The sequence below is a fragment of the Saccharothrix sp. AJ9571 genome (assembly GCF_021725495.1).
Taxonomy (GTDB): Bacteria; Actinomycetota; Actinomycetes; order Mycobacteriales; family Pseudonocardiaceae; genus Amycolatopsis; species Amycolatopsis magusensis.
Genome location: NZ_CP091382.1, coordinates 90152 through 110610, shown reverse-complemented (window position 1 = coordinate 110610; position 20459 = coordinate 90152). Strand labels below are relative to the sequence as shown.

At 70.4% G+C, this 20459-nt stretch carries 15 protein-coding genes; 12 read left to right on the top strand and 3 right to left on the bottom strand.

All coding sequences use genetic code 11. From position 1 onward, the window contains the following. Positions 1–324: 324 nt before the first annotated feature. Complete coding sequence (locus tag L3Q67_RS00525; RefSeq protein WP_499187615.1) at positions 325–1191, bottom strand: SGNH/GDSL hydrolase family protein; 867 nt, start codon at positions 1189–1191, stop codon at positions 325–327. A 4-nt stretch (positions 1192–1195) separates the two neighbouring features. Then, complete coding sequence (locus tag L3Q67_RS00520) at positions 1196–2074, bottom strand: SGNH/GDSL hydrolase family protein (protein ID WP_499187614.1); 879 nt, start codon at positions 2072–2074, stop codon at positions 1196–1198. A gap of 276 nt (positions 2075–2350) precedes the next feature. Between L3Q67_RS00520 and L3Q67_RS00515 the strand changes: the two genes are divergently transcribed. The 11 genes from L3Q67_RS00515 (at position 2351) to L3Q67_RS00465 (ending at position 16470) form a co-directional block, all read left to right on the top strand. Next, positions 2351–3487 (top strand): Gfo/Idh/MocA family protein, encoded by a 1137-nt coding sequence (locus L3Q67_RS00515; RefSeq protein WP_499187613.1) that lies wholly within the window; start codon positions 2351–2353, stop codon positions 3485–3487. Further along, positions 3484–4974, top strand: a complete 1491-nt coding sequence (locus L3Q67_RS00510; RefSeq protein WP_499187612.1) for a sugar ABC transporter ATP-binding protein — start codon at positions 3484–3486, stop codon at positions 4972–4974. Before L3Q67_RS00515 ends, L3Q67_RS00510 begins: the two co-directional genes overlap by 4 nt. Beyond that, positions 4971–6026, top strand: coding sequence for an ABC transporter permease (locus tag L3Q67_RS00505; protein WP_499187611.1), 1056 nt, complete (start codon positions 4971–4973; stop codon positions 6024–6026). Before L3Q67_RS00510 ends, L3Q67_RS00505 begins: the two co-directional genes overlap by 4 nt. Next, positions 6023–7033, top strand: coding sequence for an ABC transporter permease (locus L3Q67_RS00500; protein WP_499187610.1), 1011 nt, complete (start codon positions 6023–6025; stop codon positions 7031–7033). The genes L3Q67_RS00505 and L3Q67_RS00500 overlap by 4 nt, the downstream gene beginning before the upstream one ends. Beyond that, positions 7002–8198: an ABC transporter substrate-binding protein gene (locus L3Q67_RS00495; RefSeq protein WP_499187609.1), complete on the top strand. Its 1197-nt coding sequence runs from the start codon at positions 7002–7004 to the stop codon at positions 8196–8198. Before L3Q67_RS00500 ends, L3Q67_RS00495 begins: the two co-directional genes overlap by 32 nt. Before the next feature lie 7 nt (positions 8199–8205). Then, on the top strand, positions 8206–9057 hold the full coding sequence (locus L3Q67_RS00490; protein ID WP_499187608.1) for a sugar phosphate isomerase/epimerase family protein: 852 nt from the start codon (positions 8206–8208) through the stop codon (positions 9055–9057). A 68-nt stretch (positions 9058–9125) separates the two neighbouring features. Then, positions 9126–13010 carry a ThuA domain-containing protein gene (locus L3Q67_RS00485; protein WP_499187607.1) on the top strand — a complete coding sequence of 1295 codons (3885 nt, stop codon included), beginning with the start codon at positions 9126–9128 and terminating at the stop codon, positions 13008–13010. After that, positions 13010–13609, top strand: coding sequence for a hypothetical protein (locus L3Q67_RS00480; RefSeq protein ID WP_499187606.1), 600 nt, complete (start codon positions 13010–13012; stop codon positions 13607–13609). The genes L3Q67_RS00485 and L3Q67_RS00480 overlap by 1 nt, the downstream gene beginning before the upstream one ends. 286 nt (positions 13610–13895) lie before the next feature. Continuing rightward, positions 13896–15551, top strand: coding sequence for a bifunctional folylpolyglutamate synthase/dihydrofolate synthase (gene folC / locus L3Q67_RS00475; protein WP_499187605.1), 1656 nt, complete (start codon positions 13896–13898; stop codon positions 15549–15551). Further along, complete coding sequence (locus tag L3Q67_RS00470; protein WP_209664883.1) at positions 15548–15943, top strand: DUF4233 domain-containing protein; 396 nt, start codon at positions 15548–15550, stop codon at positions 15941–15943. The genes folC and L3Q67_RS00470 overlap by 4 nt, the downstream gene beginning before the upstream one ends. A 104-nt stretch (positions 15944–16047) precedes the next feature. Continuing rightward, positions 16048–16470 carry a dihydrofolate reductase family protein gene (locus L3Q67_RS00465; RefSeq protein ID WP_499187604.1) on the top strand — a complete coding sequence of 141 codons (423 nt, stop codon included), beginning with the start codon at positions 16048–16050 and terminating at the stop codon, positions 16468–16470. Here the strand turns inward: L3Q67_RS00465 and L3Q67_RS00460 are convergent, their stop codons facing one another. Next, positions 16471–18768 (bottom strand): penicillin acylase family protein, encoded by a 2298-nt coding sequence (locus L3Q67_RS00460; protein ID WP_499187603.1) that lies wholly within the window; start codon positions 18766–18768, stop codon positions 16471–16473. It lies immediately after the preceding gene. A 111-nt stretch (positions 18769–18879) separates the two neighbouring features. On the opposite strand from L3Q67_RS00460, the gene L3Q67_RS00455 reads away from it, so the two are divergent. Then, positions 18880–20424: an alkaline phosphatase D family protein gene (locus L3Q67_RS00455; protein ID WP_499187602.1), complete on the top strand. Its 1545-nt coding sequence runs from the start codon at positions 18880–18882 to the stop codon at positions 20422–20424. Positions 20425–20459: the final 35 nt, after the last annotated feature.

The window sequence follows — 20459 nt, the reverse complement described above, 5'->3', positions numbered from 1 at the left end:
ACTCGTGCAGCCGAGTTCCACGTTCATGCACGCGAGTTCCGCACTCAGGCAATCGAGTTCCACGTTGAAGCCAGGCCGGTTCCGCGTTGGCGCAGGCGCGTTCGGGTTCGTGACTTCCGCATCCGCGAGTGCTCGAGTGTGGAGTTCGCATGCCCGAGCGTGGGATTCGGCTACCTGAGTGTGGAACTCGGCTGCGTGAGTGTGGGGTTCGGCTGTCTGAACGTGGGGCTCGTGTACGTGAGTGTGGGACTCGGGTGCCTGAATGTGGAACTCGCGAACCTAAGTGTGGAAGTCGGGTGCGTGAGTGTGGGGTTCGGGCGGGGGTTAGGGGGTTTGTAGGTGGGCGTAGATGAGGCCGGAGACGCCTTGCATGCCGGCTCGGACGGGGTGGAAGCGGGCGGCGTCGTCGCGGTCGACGGCGCCGTTGACCCAGGCGGAACCGCCCTGGGCGCAGGCGTCGTGGCCGAGTGAGGGGCCGTGGACGTCTACATAGGACGATCCGCTGGCGGCCGCGGCGTTGGCGGTGGCACCGGCGAGCGCGGCCTCCAGTTCGGCGATCCACGCGTAGTCGCCGTCGGCGAAGGGCAGGATCGCGGCGCAGAACCCGCTCGCCGGCACGATGCGCGGGTAGCCGACCGCGAGCACCCTGGCCTTCGGCGAGCGCTCGCGCACCCGCCGCAGCGAATCGGTCAGGTTCCCTTCGGTCTGCGTGACGATGGCACGCAGCGTGTCCACGCCGTTGACGGTGAAGTACTGGCGGCACGGCGCGCCAGTCGGGTTCTGCGCCCGCAGCACCGGGCAGGTTTCGACGATGCGCTGGAACAGGTTGTAGTCGTTGCCGCCGAGGCCGACGGTCACCAGGTCCGTCTCGGGCCGCAGCGCGCTCAGCTGCGGCGGGTTCATGTCGTCACCCACCTCCTGCGGCTGCGTCAGGTGGGTGGTGTCCGCGCCGCTGCAACTGGCGTCCACCGCCGAGCGCGCCACGAGCAGGCCCGCCAGCAGCGACGGGTAGTTCGCCGACGACCGGTGGCAGCCGGCCGGGTCGAGGCGCTGCTCCGGGATCAGCGGCCCGGCGGTGAACGAGTCGCCGAGTGCCACGTAGTTCTGGTAGGCGTGCACGGCGTTCGCCGGGGCGGCGGGCACCACGGCGGCCAGCAGGACCGCCAGTCCGGCGTAGAGCGACTTCCTCAAGTGATCACCTTCCACGCAGATGGGCTTGGACGACACCGGCCATGCCCTGCATCCCGGCGGCGAACGGGTGGTAGGGCGCGGCCTGGGCCAGCAGCTGCCGCTTCCCGTTGATCCAGGCCGCGTCGCCGGCGCACGCGTCGTGCCCCAGCGACGGGCCATAGGTGTCTACATAGGACACACCGGTGGCGCCGGCGGCCGTGGCGATGGCCGCGTTCAGCGCCTCCTGGATGTCGTTCACCCAGGCGTAGTCGCCGTCGGCGAAGGGCAGGACGGACGGGCAGTAGCCGGTTTCCGGGGCGATCCGCGGGTAGCCGATGGCCAGCACCGTCGCCCGCGGTGCCTTCGAGCGCACGGTCTCGAACGCCAAGCGGAGGTTGCCTTCGATTTGCCCGGTGGTCGCCTTGAGCGTGTCGATGCCGTCGACGGTGAAGTGCTCCTGGCACGGCGAACCGGCGGGGTTGACCTCCCGCAGTTGCGGGCAGGTCTCGGTGATCCGGCTGAACAGGTTGTAGTCGTTTCCGCCGAGGCCGACGGTGACGAAGTCCGTCTCCGCCCGCAGCACGTCGGCCTGCGGCGGGTGGCTGCCGCCGAAGGACAGCCGCTGCGGCTGGGTCAGGTGCGTGCTGTCCGCCCCGCTGCAGCTCTTGTCCACATAGGACCGGACACCGAGTTGTTTCGCCAGCACCGCGGGGTAGTTGGCGCTCGACCGGCGGCAGCCTGGTGGATCGCCGCGCTGCCACGGGATGAGCGGCCCGGCGGTGTAGGAGTCACCGAGGGCCACGTAGTGCTGGAACGCCCGGGTGGCCCCGGCGGGGGCCGCGGTCAGCGCGGTGGCGACCGCCACGGCCGTCACCGCCAGCCCGGTACTTCGTCGCCATCTCATCAGCGGGTCCTTTCGCGCCGCGGCATCTCCTTAGTGCTTAGTCCGGGGTGCGGGGATGTGGATGCCCCCGATGGGGTGCGGCACCTGGTGAACTTCGGTGAGCTGACAATCACGGCAGGTAATCACTTTGGCGTAACAATGTGATCGCACTGGGTTGCCTGGATCGCTGTCAAGTCTGCCAACTGGTGGACATTTGGACACCGGTACCCAAAATGAGATCAATAAGGACATACTTCTGCTTGCCATGAACGTAAGTTCTCCGTAGTGTCCCGAAACATGGCTGTGACCGACCTCTCCGCAGAGGCCTCGTCGATAACCCCCTCCGCTGTTCCCCGGCCCCGGGTGGCCGTGGTCGGCAGCGGTTTCATGGGCCGCGTGCACGCCGAAGCGGCGCGGCGCGCGGGTGCCGAGATCGTCGGCGCGGTGGGCTCCAGCGCGGAGCGCGCGGCCGCCGCCGCGGAAGCCGTCGGTGCTGCTCAGGGCTACTCCGAGCTGCGGGCGATGCTGACCGACGCGGCGCCGGACGTGGTGCACGTCTGCACCCCCAACGCGGTGCACGCCGAGGCCGCCGAAGCGGCACTCGCCGCCGGTGCCCACGTGATCTGCGAGAAGCCGCTGGCCACCTCCGCCGAGGACGCGGAGCGGCTGGCGAACGCCGCGGCCGAGCACGGCCGCGTGGCCACCGTCCCATTCGTGTACCGCTTTCACCCGATGGCGCGGGAAATGCGGGCGCGGGTCGCGGCGGGGGAGCCAGGCGCGGTGTCCGTCGTGCACGGCGGGTACCTGCAGGACTGGCTCTCCCGCCCGGAAGACGACAACTGGCGCGTGGACTCCGCGGTCGGCGGGCTCTCGCGGGCCTTCGCCGACATCGGCTCGCACTGGTGCGACTTCCTGGAGTTCGTGCTCGGCGAGCGCATCCAGGCGTTGTCCGCGCAGAGCGCGACCGTGCGGGAGCGCCGCGGCGCGGCCCCGGTGTCCACCGAAGACCTGGTGACCCTGCACCTGCGCACCGCGCGCGGCGTGCTCGGCACCGGCGTCATCTGCCAGGTCGCGGCCGGGCGCAAGAACCGGCTGCACCTGGAGATCTCCGGCACCGACGCCAGCCTCGGCTTCGACCAGGAAGTGCCCGAGCAGCTGTGGATCGGCCGTCGCGACGGCAGCACGCTGCTGGTCCGCGACCCGGAGACGCTCTCCCCGGCGGCCTCGCGCTACTCGCGGCTGCCCGCCGGGCACGCACAGGGCTACCAGGACTGCTTCGACTCCTTCATCGCCGACACCTACGCGGCCGTGCGCGGTGAGCCGATCGCCGACGGCCTGCCCACCTTCGCCGACGGCCTCCGCGCGGCCCGGCTCACCGAAGCCGTGCTGACCTCCGCCGCGGCGGGCGGGCAGTGGACGGAGGTGCCCGGGTGAGCGCACCGGCCAAGGTCAGGCTGACCGGGATCACCAAGCGCTTCTTCGGCGTGCCGGTGCTCAAGGGCGTCGACCTGGAACTGCACGAGGGCGAGGTGCACGCGCTCGTCGGCGAGAACGGCGCCGGCAAGTCGACGCTGATGAAGGTGCTGGCCGGGGTCCACCGCCCCGACGAGGGCACGGTCGAGGTCGACGGCAACGAGGTGCACTTCAGCTCACCGCGGGACGCGCAGGCCGCCGGGGTGTCGATCGTGCACCAGGAGTTCAACCTGCTCGGCGATCGCACGGTGGCGGAGAACGTCTTCCTCGGGCGCGAACCGGTCCGCCGCGGCCAGGTGGACCGCCGCAAGATGGAGGCCGACACCGCCGATCTGCTCGACAGCATCGGCGTCAAGAACATCTCGCCGCGCACCGCCGTGCGCCGCCTCCCGGTGGCCCTGCAGCAGGTGGTCGAGATCGTGAAGGTGCTCTCCACCGACGCGCGGGTGATCGCGATGGACGAGCCGACCGCCGCGCTCGCCGGGCACGAGGTGGAACTGCTCTACGCCCTGATCGCGCGGCTGCGCGAACGCGGGATCGCGGTGCTGTACGTCTCGCACCGGATGCGCGAGGTGTTCGACCTGAGCCAGCGGATCACCGTGCTCAAGGACGGCGCGCTGGTGACTTCGGCGCACACCGCCGACCTGACCAGCGACCGGCTGGTGCGGCACATGGTCGGCCGTCCGCTCGACGCGTTCTTCCCCGACCGGGCCGAGGAATCCGACCTCGGCGCCGTTCGCCTGGTCGTGCGCGGCGCGGGCAACGACCGGCTCACCGGCATCGACTTCGAGGTGCGCGCGGGCGAGATCGTCGGATTGGCCGGGCTGCAGGGCGCCGGGCGCTCGGCGGTGGCCAGGGCGGTCTGCGGGATCGACCCGTTCACCAGCGGCACGGTCGAGGTGGACGGCAAGGCCGCACGCCTGCGCTCGCCGCGCGAATCGGTGCGGCGCGGGATCGCGCACGTGACCGAGGACCGCAAGGGCGAAGGGCTCGCGCTGCGCCAGTCGGTCAAGGACAACGCGCTGCTCGTCCGCCGGTCCGCCTTCGGCAGGCGGCTGGGCAAGCTCGACCTGCCCGCGCTGCTGAAGTCGGTCACCGTGGTGGCCCGCGACGAGGACCAGGAAGTGCGCTTCCTCTCCGGCGGCAACCAGCAGAAGGTGGTGCTGGCGAAGTGGCTGGCCGTCGAGCCGAAGGTGCTCGTGGTCGACGAACCGACGCGGGGCATCGACGTGGGCGCGAAGAGGGCCGTCTACGACCTGCTCCGCGAACTGGCCGGGCGCGGGGTCGCCATCCTGATGATCTCCTCGGAACTGCCCGAGCTGATCGGGATGAGCGACCGCGTCCTGGTCATGCACGAAGGCCGCCTGGCCGGGGAACTGCCCGCCGGGCCCACCGAGGAAGCCGTGATGTCGCTGGCCACCGGACACGAATTGGCGGGAACAGCATGACTCGGACCGTGGCGGGGGGTCCGGGGGGCTCCCCCCGGGAGGGCGCGGCGGAGCGCCCGGCGGCGCCGAAGCCGCCGGCGCACGACCGTCCGAAGTGGACGCAGAAGCTGACGCCGGTGGTGTCGGTCTACCTGGCGCTGGTGGTGCTGCTGATCGTGGGCAGCGTGCTGGTCGCGGTGGACGGCGGGATGCTGCTCGACCAGGGCGGCATCCTGAACATCCTGACCCGCAGCACCACGCTCGGCCTGGTCGCGATCGGGCAGACGCTGGTGATCCTGACCGGCAAGCTGGACCTGTCGGTGGCCTACCTGATCGGGCTGTGCTCGCTGATCGCCGCCGAGACGATGGCGGGCGACCCGGGCAACATCGTCCTCGCGGTGGCGCTCACCCTGGCGGTGGCCGCGGTGGTCGGCCTGGTCAACGGCCTGGTGATCACCCGGCTCAAGGTCAACGCCTTCATCGCCACGCTCGGCACCGCGCTGATCATCCGCGGCTACCTGGAGAACGGCTACGAAGGCCCGGCCGGTGAGGTGCCGCGGGCCTTCCAGCACCTCGGGTACGACCGGATCGGCCCGATCCCGATCTCCACCCTGCTGATGCTCGCGCTGGCCGGGCTGGCGTGGTGGTACCTCGGCCGCACCCGCGGCGGGTACCACATCTACGCCGTCGGCGGTGACGAGGACGTGGCGCGGCTGTCGGGCGTGCGCACGAACCGCACCATCGTCAAGGCGCACGTGCTGTGCTCGGTCGCCGCCGGGCTCGCCGGGATCTTCCTGGCCAGCAGGCTCGGCTCCGGCGCGCCGTACGTCGGCACCGACGCCGGTTACGACCTCGAGTCGATCGCGGCCGTGGTGCTCGGCGGCACGCTGCTGGCCGGTGGCCGCGGCGGCGTCGCCGGGACGATCGGCGGCGTGCTGATCCTGGCCACCCTGGACACCATCTTCGACGACCTCGGCGTCACGCCGTTCTTCAAGGACGTGGTGCGCGGCGTGGTGCTCATCGTGGCCGTGGCGCTCTACGCCCGCCGCCAGCTTTCCAGGAGGGGCAAGTGACGCGCCGGCTCAAACTCACCGAGGGCACCCTGCCGGTCCTCGTGGTGCTCGCGATCCTGTTGGTGGCACTGGCTTTCGCGGGTCCCGCGTACAGCGAGCCCGCCGGGTACCTGGCGCTGCTCAAGCGCGCGGCCCCGCTGATGATCCTGGCGATCGGGCAGTACTTCGTGATCGTCAGCGGTGGCTTCGACCTCTCGGTCGGCTCGCTGGTCACCGCGGAGGTGGTGATCGCCGCGCGGCTGATCGACGGCGAAGAGGGCGCCACCGCCTGGGTGCTGCTGTTCATGCTCGGCTTCGGCGCGCTGGTCGGCCTGGTCAACGGGCTGATCACCACGCGGCTGCTGGTGCCCTCGTTCATCGTCACCCTGGGCATGCTGCTGGTGCTCGACGGCGCGGTGTTCCTGTGGACCGGTGGCGCGCCGCGGGGTGCGCTGTCCGACGCCTTCCGCACGGTCGGGCGGTCCGGGTTCGAGGTGCCGCTGCTGGGCCAGGTGCCCTGGTCGGTGGTGCTGCTCGCGCTGATCGTGGTGGCGGCCGTGTTCTTCATGCGCGGCGGCACCGGCCGGACGCTGGTCGCGGTCGGCGACAACGAGACGGCCGTGCGGCTCGGCGGTGGCCGGGTGGAGTGGCTGCGCACCCTCGCCTTCGTCCTTTCCGGACTGTCCGCGGCGGTGGCCGCGGTGCTGCTCGGCGGGTTCGCCGGGGTGTCCGCCCAGGTCGGTGACGGCCTGGAGTTCCGGGTGATCACCGCGGTGGTGCTCGGTGGCGTGCTGCTCGGCGGCGGCCGCGGCTCGGTGGTCGCGGCGATGGCAGGCGCGCTCACCCTCGAATCCCTGTTCTCCCTGCTCAACCTGCTCGGTGTCTCCGGTGGCCTGGAGTCCGCGGTGCAGGGCGTGATCATCATCGCCGCCGTGGCCTACGCCTCGGCGGGCAGCAACCTTTTCCGGCACAAAGTGGTGAACCAGGAGAAAAAGAATGTCAAAGAAGAAACTGCTGCGCAGCAGTAGCTTCGCCCTCGCGGCCGCGGGCGTGCTCGCCCTGTCCGCGTGTTCGAGCGACCTGCCCGCCGACACCGGCGGGCAGACCGGCACCACGACGGCGGCCGGTGCCCCGGCCGACTCGGAGTTCTTCGACCAGGCCGAGTACGACCGCCAACTGGCCCTGCGGTCCGCCACTCCGCAGGGGCCCGCCGACAAGCCGTGGGAGCAGGCGCTCGAGCCGGCGATGACGGACACGGCCAAGTACAAGAAGGACGGCCCGTACAACATCTGCTTCTCCAACGCCTCGGTGGACAACCCGTGGCGCCAGGTCGGCTGGAAGACCATGCAGGCCGAGGCGGAGCTCCACCCGGAGATCGCCAAGTTCACCACGCTGGACGCCGAAGCCAAGGACGACAAGCAGATCAGTGACATCCAGTCGCTGACCTCGCAGGGCTGCAACGCGCTGATCGTCTCGCCGAACACCACCGCCACGCTGACCCCGGCGGTGGAGCAGGCCTGCGCCACCGGCATCCCGGTGATCACCTTCGACCGCGGCGTGAACACCGAGTGCCCGGTCACCGCGATCCACCCGATCGGCGGCTACGCCTTCGGGGCCAGCGCCGCGGAGTTCCTGGCCAAGTCGATCCCGGCCGGTGGCAAGGTGCTCGGCCTGCGCGTGCTGCCGGGCGTGGACGTGCTGGAGCACCGCTGGGCCGCCGCGGAGAAGATCTTCGCCGCCAACGGCGTGCAGGTGGTCGGTGCCGAGTTCACCGGCAACGACAGCGCCAAGGCCAAGAGCATCGTCTCGGACTACCTCCAGCGCGAGGGCAAGATCGACGGCATCTGGATGGACGACGGCACCGCCGCGGTGCCGGTGCTGGAGGCCTTCGAGGACGCCGGTGCCGAGGCGCCCGCGATCTCCGGTGAGGACCAGCAGCAGTTCCTGGAGAAGTGGAAGTCGGAGAACCTCAAGGCCTTCGCCCCCACCTACCCGACCTACCAGTGGCGCACCCCGGTGATCGCCGCGCTGAAGATCCTCAAGGGCGAGCAGGTGCCCAAGGAGTGGATCCTGCCGCAGCCGGTGATCGAGACCTCCACATTGGACCAGTACCTGACCGCGGGCATGCCGCCGCTGCACTACGGCCTCTGCGGCTGCAAGGAGATGCCCGGATTCCCGGACAAGTGGAAGTAAGGGATTGATGCACGCCATCGGAGTCAACACCTGGGTCTGGACGTCCCCGCTGGACGACGCGGCCCTGGCCGAGCTGGCGCCCAAGGTGGCCGCGGCCGGGTTCGACTGCATCGAGCTGCCCGTCGAGAACCTCGGCGACTGGCAGCCCGGTGCGGCGGCCCGGCTGCTGGCCGAGCACGGCCTGTCCGCCTCGGTGGCACTGGTGATGCCGCCGGGGCGGGAGCTGGTGGCCGCCGGCGACGCCACGGTCAAGTCCACCCAGGACTACCTGCGGGCGGTCGCCGACATCGCCGCGGAGGTGGGCTCACCGGTGATCGCCGGGCCGGCCTACAGCTCGGTCGGACGCACCTGGAAGATGTCCGAAAAGGACCGTGCGTACTGCCTGGAGCAGTTGCGGGACAACCTTTCCCCGGTGGCCGAGCACGCTCGCGCCGCCGGGGTCACGGTGGCCGTCGAACCGCTGAACAGGTACGAAACCAGCCTGCTGAACACCGTCGCGCAAACTCTGGAAGCGCTTACCGATCTTGACGGCTGCGGTGTGGCGATCGACGTCTACCACCAGAACATCGAGGAGACCGACATCCCGGCCGCGATCCGCGCGGCCACCGGCCGGATCGCGCACGTGCAGGTCTGCGCGAACGACCGCGGCACGCCGGGCACCGACCACCTGGACTGGCCGGGCATCCTCGCCGCGCTCGCGGACGCGGGCTACACCGGCCCGCTCTGCATCGAGTCCTTCACCGCGCACAACGCGAGCATCGCCACCGCGGCGTCGATCTGGCGCCCGCTCGCGGAAAGCCAGGACGCACTGGCCGCCGACGGCCTGGCGTTCTTGCGGAAGCTTCAGAAAGGGGGCTAGACCACTCGTCGGCGCCGGCACGCCGAAAGCACGTTTTCCTCTCCATCACCCCGAACCGTGAGGAATCCATGAGTATTCGACGAAGAATACTGCCGAAGGTAGGCGGGTCCCTGCTCGCCGGGCTGCTCGCGCTGGGCCTGGTGCCCGCCGCCGCGCAGGCGCACCCCGGACACGAGCAGGACCCCGAGTTCCGGGCCCTGCTGTTCACCAAGACAGCCGGGTACCGGCACGACTCGATCCCGGCCGGTGTGGCGATGTTCGAGCAACTCGCCGCGGACAACCACTTCGAGGTCGACCACACCGAGGACTCTGCCGTCTTCAACGACGCCGCGCTCGCCACCTACGACGTGGTGATCATGTTCCAGACCTCGGGCATGGTGTGGCAGAACGACGCCGAGCGCGCGGCGATCCAGAAGTACGTGGCGGACGGCGGCGGTGTCGCGGCCATCCACAACGCCACCGACATGGGGATCGAAAACGAGTTCCCGTGGTGGGACGAGCTGGTCAACGCCGGCACGCACATGCCGTCGCACTCGCCGGGTGTGCTGCAGGGCACGGCGAAGGTGGTCGACAAGCAGCACCCGTCGACGGCCGGGTTGCCGGAACGCTGGAACCGCGCCGAAGAGTGGTACAACTTCGACAAGAGCATCCGCGGCAAGGCCCACGTGCTGGTCACCGCGGACGAGAAGACCTACAACCCCGGCCAGGACGCGATGGGGGCCGACCACCCGATCTCCTGGTGCCGTGACGTGGGCACCTCGCGCGTCTGGTCGACCGCGATGGGCCACCCCATCGGTTCCTACAGCGAGCCGGAGTTCATCCAGCACCTGCTGGGTGGCGTGCGGACCGCGGCCAAGGTGGTACCCGCCGACTGCGCGGCCACCGTGGACACCGCGTTCGAGAAGGTGCCGCTGGACACCAACACCAAGGCACCGACCGCGATGGACATCGCGCCGGACGGCCGGGTGTTCTACACCGAAATCCTCGGCCAGGTGAAGCTGTTCAGCCCGGCGACCGGTGGCACCACCACCGCGCTGGACCTGCCGGTCTACTCCGGTGGTGAGGACGGCCTGGTCGGGCTGACCCTGGACCCGAACTTCGCCGACAACGGCTGGGTGTACCTGTACTACTCGCCGCCGGGCACCGAAGAGATCAACCGCGTTTCGCGGTTCACCGTCGAAGGTGACGTGATCGTGCCGGGTTCGGAGAGCAAGCTGCTCGACATCCCCGCGTCGCGGCGCGAGGAACCGGGGCACACCGGTGGTTATCTGACCTTCGGGCCGACCGGTGACCTCTACATCGGCGTCGGCGACGACACCAACCCGTTCGCCTCGAGCGGCTACTCGCCGATCGACGAGCGCGTGGGCCGCGAGCTGTTCGACGCGCAGAAGACCTCGGCGAACACGAACGACCTGCGCGGCAAGATCCTGCGGGTCACGCCGAAGGCCGACGGCGGCTACACCGTGCCCGAGGGCAACATGTTCGCGCCCGGCACGGAGAAGACGCTGCCGGAGATCTACGCGATGGGCTTCCGGAACTCGTTCCGATTCAGCGTGGACACCGACGGCACGATCTACGCCGCCGACTACGGTCCCGACGCCCGCACCGCCGACCCGAACCGCGGGCCGGACGGTCAGGTCGAGTGGAACGTGATCAAGGAACCGGGCTTCTACGGCTGGCCGTACTGCACCGGCAACAACATCCCGTACAACGACTTCGACTTCGCGACGAGCACCTCGGGGCCGAAGTTCGACTGCGCCAACGTCGTCAACACCTCGCCGAACAACACCGGCCTGACCCAGCTGCCGCCGTCGAAGGTGGCCGAGGTCTGGTACGGCTACGGCCCGTCGGAGAACTTCCCGGAACTGGGTGAAGGCGGCTCGGCCCCGATGGCGGGCCCGGTCTACCGGTTCGACCCGAACCTGGCTTCGGACATCAAGTTCCCGCAGTACTACGACGGGAAGGCGTTCTTCTACGAGTGGGCGCGCAACAAGGTCTACACCTTCTCGTCCGACAGCGAAGGCAAGATCCTCGAGATCGCGCCCTGGTTCGCCAGCCAGACCACGCTGGCGCCGATGGACATGCGCTTCGGCCCGGACGGCGCGATGTACCTGCTCGAGTGGGGTGGCGGCTACGGCCGCGACAACCCGGACTCGGGGCTGTACCGGATCGAGCACACGCAGGGCAACCGCTCCCCGCTGGCCAAGGCGACGGCCTCACCGACGTCCGGCCAGACCCCGCTGGAGGTTACCTTCTCCAGCGCGGGTTCCGTGGACCCGGAGGGCACCGACGTCACGTTCTCGTGGAACTTCGGTGACGGGGCCACCTCGACCGAGGCGAACCCCACGCACACCTACGCCGCGAAGGGCGCCTACAACGCCCAGTTGACCGTCACGGACTCGACCGGGAAGTCCGGCGTGGCCAACATAACGGTGACCGTGGGCAACACCGCGCCGACGGTGGACGTGGCCTGGCCGGTGGAAGGCGGCATGTTCGACTTCGGGGACACGGTGGCGTTCGACGTCAACGTGACCGACCCGGAGGACGGCGCGATCGACTGCTCCACCGTCGTCGTGCAGCCGGCGCTCGGGCACGACTCGCACGGGCACCCGCTCGACCCGATCAACGCCTGCGAGGGTCAGTTCCAGACCATTGTGGACGATGGGCACGCGGACGCGAACATCCTTTACTCGGTGGACGCGAGCTACACCGACAAGGGCACCGAGGGCGTTCCGGCGCTCAACGGCCGCGACACCGCGATCCTGCAGCCGAAGCACAAGCAGGCGGAGTTCTTCACCGGCTCGTCGGGCATCCGCATCGTCTCGCAGGCGGGGGCCGAATCCGGCCGCCGCATCGGGGACATCAACGGTGGTGACTGGATCTCGTTCAAGCCGGTCAACTTCACCGGGATCGACCAGGTCTCGCTGCGGGCCTCGGCGCCGGACGGCGCGGGCGGCTCGGTCGAGCTGCGGGCCGGAGCGGTCGACGGCGCGCTGCTGGCGAACGTGCCGGTGCCGAGCACCGGTGGCTGGGACAACTACGTCCAGCTGCCGCCGGTGGACCTCGCCGACTTCGAGGGCACCACGGAACTGTTCATGGTGTTCCGCGGCGGTGTCGGCCCGTTCGACCTGGACTCGATGAAGTTCATCGGGAACGGTGTCGCCGTGGTCGACGCGCAGGCGCCGAAGACCACCGCGGCGTTCACCGCGGCCGACGGCGCCAACGGCTGGTACCGCACCACCCCGACGGTCACCCTGACCGCCGACGACGGTGCCGGTTCCGGCGTGGCGGGCACGGAGTACCGCATCGGCAACGGTGCGTGGACCCCGTACACCGCACCGTTCGCCGTCCCCGGTGAAGGTGAGCAGGTCGTCGCGTACCGGTCCACCGACAAGAAGGGCAACGTCGAGGCCGAAGGCAGCTCGGTGCTGAAGATCGACGCGGGTGCGCCCGCGCTGACCGTCAGCGGCGTGCAGGCCGGTGGCAGCTACGGCGACTCGGAGGTGCTCGGCTTCTCCTGGGAGGCGGGCGACCCGGTGTCCGGGTTGGACACCGCCGCGGCCGCGCTCGACGGGAAGCCGGTGGCCAACGGCGCGCCGGTCGCGCTGCACACCCTCAGCCTGGGTGCGCACGAGCTGGTGGTGACCGCCAAGGACAAGGCGGGCAACGTGGTGACGCAGAAGTTCGGCTTCACCGTGACCACCTCGCTGACCGATGTGCGTGCGCTGGTCGAGGAGTTCACCGCGGCGGGCAAGATCGACCAGTTCACCGCGGCGCAGCTGAAGCTGACCCTGACCACGGCGAAGTTCCTGCAGGACAAGAACTCCCCGCAGGGCGCGGCGGCGGTGCTGTCGCTGTTCAAGCACACGGTCGAGCGCAAGGTGACCGACCCGGCCGTTCGCACGGTGCTGGCGCGTGACGCGCAGGCCCTGATCGACGGGCTGCGCGCCTGATGGGATCCCCCAAGTCGCGGGGGCGGTTGCCGGATCGCTCCCCGCGCCGGCCCCACACCTCTCCGGGGGTGTGGGGTTCCGGCGGGGTCCTGCTCGGACTGGTCCTCGGTGTGCTGGGCGCGCTGGTCGTGCCCGGCTGGTTCGACTCGCCTTCGCGGGTCGAGGAGCTGCAGCAGGAGTACGCGGCCAGGGACACCTCGCTGACCAAGGACCTGGTCTCGCTGGCCGAGCAGGCGCGGACGGATGTCACGGAGATGGTCTCCGCCACGGCGGTGCCCACCCCGGAGCAGTTGACCGCGTGGCGCACCTCGGTCGACAAGGCCGCGACGCGCTTCGCCGACCGTCCCTCCGGCGGGACGGAAGTGAACCTGGCGCGCTCGGGCTTCGCGGGCGCGGTCTCGATACTGCAGCGTTCGGTGACGGCCTACCCGGTCTCGGCGGAGCTGGGGGAGCAGCTGCGCCGGGACGCCGTCGTGGCCTGGTCGGTCGCGGCGAACCAACTGGACCTGGCGGGCATCAAGGCGGGCCTGGGGCACGTACACGTGTTCCTGCCCACCCAAGGCCTGCCGGGAGAACTGGCGGAACACGGCCACCCGTGAGTGGCAGGAGTGGGGCATTACTGGCGTTCAACGCCAGTAATGCCCCACTCAGTGCACTCCGCCCCTCGATCGGGTGATGGGGTGGGGGGTGTGGGCGGTTGCTCCGGTGGGGGTGCCGTGAATGTGGCTTTCACGGCACATTCCGCCGTGAAAGCCACATTCACGGCACTTCCTGTTCCCTTGGCGACCCCTGGGCCCCACCCCCCTCCTGGCGGCACCCGCTGAGCTGCTCCGACGGCCGGTCGTAGACTCGGGTGGTTGGTAGCAGCACAAGTTGGGAGCACGGGTGCCGCGAGGCGAAGAAGAGCCGGAGAAGCGGCCTGAGCTGGGTGATCTCGACAGTTTCGCCGGGATCGACGAGCTGGGCGCGATCGACGATCCCGACAACACCGATCCGGACAACCCGGACGGGACCTTCCACGCGACCGACCACGCCTTCGAGGCGGGCGGCGGGGCCGGGGCGGGCGTCGGTGGCGTCGGTCAGCTGGGGGACAACCTCGCGCTGGGACCGGTGCCCGACCTGCCGTCCACCGACGGGACCCACGAGCTGGACGACCAGGGCAGCGACGAACTCCCCGCGGAGAACGGCCCCGAGGCCCGCTACGAGCTGCGCGTGGTCGAGGCCGAGCTGAACGAGCGCTGGCCCGAGACCAAGATCGAGCCCTCGCTCGACCGGATCCGGACCCTGGTCAACCTGCTCGGCGACCCCCAGAACACCTACCCCGTGCTGCACGTGGCCGGCACCAACGGCAAGGGGTCCACGGCCAGGATGATCGACGCCCTGCTCACCCGCATGGGCGTGCGCGTCGGCCGGTACACCAGCCCCCACCTGCAGCTGGTCACCGAGCGCATCAGCATCGACGGCGCCCCGATCTCCGCGGCCAAGTACGTCGACACCTACCGCGACGTCGCGCCCTTCGTCACCATGGTCGACAACGCGGGTGAGCTGCGGATGAGCAAGTTCGAGGTGCTCACCGGCATGGCCTTCGCCGCCTTCGCCGACGCGCCCGCCGAGGCCGTGGTGCTCGAGGTCGGCATGGGCGGCACCTGGGACGCCACCAACGTGGCCGACGCGCAGGTCGCCGCCATCGCGCCCATCTCCATCGACCACACCGACTACCTCGGCACCGACGTCCGCGACATCGCCAGGGAGAAGGCCGGGGTGATCAAGCCCGGCAGCGTGGTGGTCATCGCCGAGCAGGAGCCCGAGGTGCAGCGCGTGCTGCTGGAGCGCGCGATCGAGGTCGACGCCTCGGTGGCGCGCGCGGGCAGCGAGTTCGCCGTGCTCGAACGCGAGATCGCCGTCGGCGGCCAGTTGCTCAAGCTGCAGGGCCTCGGCGGTGTCTACGACCAGATCTTCCTGCCCCTGCACGGCAAGCACCAGGCCGAGAACGCGGTGCTCGCGCTGGCCGCGGTCGAGGCTTTCTTCGGCGCGGGCAAGGACCGCCAGCTGGTGGCCGAAGCGGTGCGCGAGGCCTTCGCCGAGGTGCAGAACCCCGGCAGGCTGGAGCGCGTGCGCGCGGCACCGGCGGTCATGCTCGACTCCGCGCACAACCCGCACGGCGCCCGCGCGCTGGCCGCCACGGTCACCGACGAGTTCGCCTTCCGCCGCCTGGTCGCGGTGGTCGGGGTGATGTCGGACAAGGACGCGTACGGCATCCTCGAAGCACTCGAACCGGTGATCTCCGACGTGGTCGTCACGCAGAACAGCTCGCCGCGCGCGATGCCGCTGGAGGAGCTGGACGAGGTGGCGAAGTCGGTCTTCGGCGAGGACCGCGTGTACGCGGCGCCGCGGCTGGACACCGCGGTGGAGACCGCGGTCGCGCTGGCCGAGGAGTCCGAGGATCCCGAGGAGCCGCTGGCCGGGGGTGGCGTGCTGATCACCGGCTCGGTGTTCACCGCGGGTGAGGCCCGCACCCTGTTCGGGAAGGAACCGGCATGACCGAGCAGCCGAAACCCCCGGCGAAGGACCCGCTGAAGTCCTTCCGCGGGGTGATGGCGGGCACGCTGATCATGGAGGCGATCGTGGTGGCGCTCGCGCTGCCGGTGGTCGCGCAGCTCGGCGGCGGGCTGACCAGCGGGACCGGCTGGGCGGTGATCGCCATCGCGGTGGTGATGGGCGTGCTGTGCGGCTTCCTGTCGAAGCCGTGGGCGGTGCCCGCGATCCTGGTGCTCCAGGTCGCGCTGATCGCGTTCTTCTTCCTGCTGCCCGCGGTCGCGGTGATCGGGTTCGTCTTCCTGGCGCTGTGGCTGTGGTTGCTCTGGCTCCGCCGGGACGTGGCGCGCCGGATGGCCGAGGGCCGGTTGCCCAGCCAGCAGCAGCCCGCCGAATAAGCTGCCCGGGTGCGCGAACTCACCTACTACGTCGGCCAGAGCCTCGACGGCTTCATCGCGGGCCCGGCCGGGCAGGCGGACTTCTACCTGTAGCAGTCCGGACAGTGTCGCGGAGCGACTCCGTACCGCCGAAGCAGTTCGACACCGTCCTGATGGGCCGCGGCACGTATGAGGCCGGGGTCGCCACGGGCGCGCCCAGTCCGTACTCGCACCTGCGGCAGTTCGTCGTTTCGCGCAGCATGACCGCTTCCCCGCACGAGGACGTCGAGTTGATCGGCGGCGAAGCGCCGGCGCGGGTGCGCGAGCTGAAGGCCGAGGACGGCCTCGGCATCTGGCTGTGCGGTGGCGGCGGGCTGGCCGAGGAGTTGCTGCCCGAGATCGACCAGGTCGTGGTCAAGATCCACCCGGTCATCGCGCGGGCGGGCATCCCGCTGTTCACCGGCGAGTTCGCGCCCGCGCGTTTCCACCTGACGGACAGTCGGGTGTTCGGCAGCGGGGTCGCGCTGATGACCTACCGCACGAGCTGATCAACGCAGGACGACCACCTTCAGCGCCGGTGAGCTGAGGATGTCGCCTTCGCAGAAGCGGCCGCGCACCCACTCACCACGCGAGAACAGTTCCGTCTGGTCGGCGAAGTACGGGGACGTCGGGTCGGTGGACTGCGAGTAGGTGAGCAGCGTCGAGGTGTCGGGGCAGGCCTTCCCGCTCAGTCCCACCACCTGGATGAAGCTCGACCCGTGCACCACGTCGACGTTGCCCGCCGCCGGGTCCCACACCGTGGCCATCGCGTTGAGGATGCCCAGCTGCCCGGGTCCGCCGTGCATCGGGATCCGCTTCCCGGCGCGCGTGACGGACTGGTGGTCGCCGAGCTCGGCGTCCAGCGGGATGCCCGCCGCGGTCAGGTCGGCCACCGCGTTGTCGAACGCCTGGCGCACCCGGGGGTGCTGCACGTCGAGGGTGTTCGGCGTGCCGACCGGGTCGGCGGGATCGAACTCCACCTTCCAGATGTCGGCGCTCCCGAGCCGGAACGCGAACCGGTGGAACAGCAGCGCGCCCCGGCTCTCCAGGCGGAAGGTGTGGTCCCAGGACGCGAGCGCGTCGCAGGCCGGGCCGGTGCCGCACAGCTCGGCCACCGCGTCGGCCATCAGCACCGCGAGCCGGCTGCGGTCGCCGAAGAGCACGTCCTTCATCACTTCCGGGGTGAACTCGCCGAGGTGCTCTTCGGTGGCGATCAACGCTTCCCGGGTGCGCGGTGAGCGCACGGTGCCGAGGTCACCGACGATCCAGGGGTAGCCGGTGATCGGCTCGGCGGCGTTCGCCAGCCACGGGCTGTCGTTCGCGTTCAGTTCGTAATCGTCGCGGACCTGGTGCGGCAGCCGCGACGGGCCGAGCAGGCCCGGCTCCACCGCGTCGCTGTCGGACCCCCACTGGCAGTCGGTCCGCGAACCGTCCAGAACGGACACCTGGGCGGTTTGGAAGAGCTGGCGCCCCAACGGGGTCGAGCAGCGCTCGGCCAGTTCGTCGGTGACGTGCGGGACCACCTGGACGTCGGAGTAGAGGGCCTTGCCGTGCCGGTCGGTGGCGATCGTGTTCACCCACGGCACGCCGAGCGTGGACTTGAGCGCCTTCGAGACGTCCTCGACGTCACGGGCCTCGTTCAGGCCGAACCACGTGTTCAGCGACCGCAGATTGGTCGCGTTGCCGTCGCGCAGGGTGTACGCCGAAGTTTGCGTCCACGGCAGCGGGATGTCCTCGATGCCGGTGATGATCGGGCCGTAGCGGGTCGAATACAGCGTCCGGGTGTCCGTGGCGAGCGAGCCGTCCGGCTGCTTCACCTCCACGGACACCTTCTGCGCGCTCATCTTCTCCGGCTGTCCATCGACCACATAGGACAGTGGATCGCCGGGGACCAGCTGCACCTCGAACAGGCCGAAGGTGCGTGCCGTGGAGAAGGTGTGCGTCCACGCGGCGTCCCGCGTGTGCCCGATCTGGATCAGCGGCACGCCGAGCAGGCTGGCGCCGGAAGCGTTGAACCGCCCCGGGATGGTCAGCTGCGCCTGCCAGAACCGGCGCCCGCCCTGCCACGGGAAGTGCGGGTTGCCGAGCAGCACGCTGGCGTGGCTTTCGGCGGTGCCCGCGCTGCCGACCGCGATCCCGTTGCTGGCCGGTGAATCGGCGGGCGTGAGCGCGGCACTGATGCGTGCTGCGACGTCTCCAGGCAGCGTGTCCTGGGGCGGGGTGGCGCCGGAAGGCTGGGCGCCGACCGTCCCGTCCGCCAGCTCGCCCTGCCCGGAAATGCTCGCGATCGCGTACAGGTGGCGGTAGACGTCGAGTTCGGTGATCGGCCGCAGCCACTCCGCGTCGCGGCAGGCCGGGTCCCGCGTGCCGTGCCGCTCCAGGTACTTGTTGTAGCCGTCGGCGTACCCCCCGACGATCTCCTTGACCTCCGGGCGCGGCTGGCCGAGCAGCCGTTCCACCACCCCGGCGTCGTTGATCCGCTGGAAGTGCACGTCGCTGGCCAGGTTGGTGCTCGCCGAGCTGAGCGCGGGGTTGGCGGCGCCGTCGGGACCGAGGTACTTCGACCGCTTCGCTTCCACGGTCAGGTAGCCGTTCGCCAGCTCGCAGAGGTTGTCTTTCGCGGCGGCATAGCCGTAGCCGTAGCCCAGGCCGTCGAATGACCTCGCCGAGATGTGCGGGATGCCGTGTTCGGTGTACCGGATCAGCGCGCGGCCGCCCTCCGCGTCCGCCGCGGCGGGGGTGGTGACCACCCCGGCGGTCACCAGTGCCACGGTGAGTATCCGGCTGAACCTGCTGCGTCCCCCCATGTGACCGCCTTCCGTGAGCGCCCGGTGATCCTCTGTCAACCTAGGCCGTCGTTCACCCCGCCGAAAGGCCCAGTTGGCCCCCTGGTCCGCGATGGCGGCTAGAACACCGGAATGACCGAATCCCACCACCACGACCGGCGGACCGTGCTGCGCGCCGGTGTGCTCGGCGCCGGTGTGCTCGCCGCCGGTTCCCTCGGCGCCGCCCCCGCCTTCGCCCTCGGCAAGAACCGCCCGGTGCTCACGCACGGCGTGCAGTCCGGCGACGTCACCTCCCACTCGGCGATCGTCTGGACCAGGGCCGACCGCCCGTCGCGGATGCTCGTCGAGGTGGCGCGCGACCCCTCGTTCCGGCACGCGCGCCGCATCACCGGCCCGGTGCTCAGCCCGGAGACCGGCGGCACCGGCAAGGTGCGGGTCGCCGGCCTCGTGCCCGGCACCGAACTGCACTACCGCGTGCGGGCCGAGGACCTCGATGGCCGCGCCGCCAGCGAGCCGCTGACCGGGCGCTTCGCCACCGCGCCGATCGGCCGCGAGAACGTGCGGTTCCTCTGGTCCGGCGACACCGTGGGCCAGGGCTGGGGTATCAACCCCGACCGCGGCGGCATGCCGATCTACCGCGCGATGGCCGACCGGCGCCCGGACTTCTTCCTGCACAGCGGCGACACCGTCTACGCCGACGGCCCGCTGCAGGAGCGGGTCACCCTGCCCGACGGGCGCACCTGGCGGAACCTCGTCACCCCGGAGAAGTCGAAGGTGGCCGAGACGCTCGACGAGTACCGCGGGCAGTTCGCCTACAACCTGCTGGACGACAAACTGCGTGGGTTCGCCGCCGAAGTGCCCGCCTACGTGCAGTGGGACGACCACGAGGTGACCAACAACTGGTACCCGGGCGAGATCCTCGACCTGCCGCAGTACACCGAGAAGCGGGTGGACGTGCTGGCCGAGCGGGCGTTCCAGGCGTTCCACGAGTGGCAGCCGATCGACGCGCGCCAGGCCGTGGACGGCCGGGTCTACCGCAGCTTCCGCTACGGCAGGCACGTCGAGATCTTCGTGCTGGACATGCGCACCTACAAGGACGCCAACACTTCGGACCCGAACGGCGTCGGGCACGTCCTCGGCGAGCAGCAGGCGCGGTGGCTGGTGCGCGGGCTGGATCGCAGCCAGGCGACCTGGAAGATCGTCGCCGCCGACCTGCCGATCGGGCTCACCGTGCCGGACGGCACCGCGATCGAAGGCGTGGCCAACGGGCTGCCCGGCGCGCCCGGCGGCCGTGAGCACGAACTGGCCTGGGTGCTGCGGGAGATCTCGCGGCGGCGGGTGCGCAACGTGGTCTGGCTGACCGCCGACGTGCACTACACCGCGGCACACCACTACTCACCGGATCGGGCGGCGGTCGGCGACTTCGACCCGTTCTGGGAGTTCGTTTCCGGCCCGCTCAACGCCGGTGGTTTCGGGCCGAACGCGCTGGATCCGACGTTCGGGCCGGAGGCCGTTTTCGTGCACGCGCCGCCCGCGGCGAACAGCTCGCCGCTGGACGGTTTCCAGCACTTCGGCGAGGTCAACGTGGACGGCGCGAGCGGCGAGCTGACCGTCGACCTGCGTGACGCGGCCGGTACTTCGCTGTGGTCGAAGACCCTGCGGCCGGAGCGGCGTTGAAGCCGGTCGCTACAGTTCGCGTCAAGTAACACGCT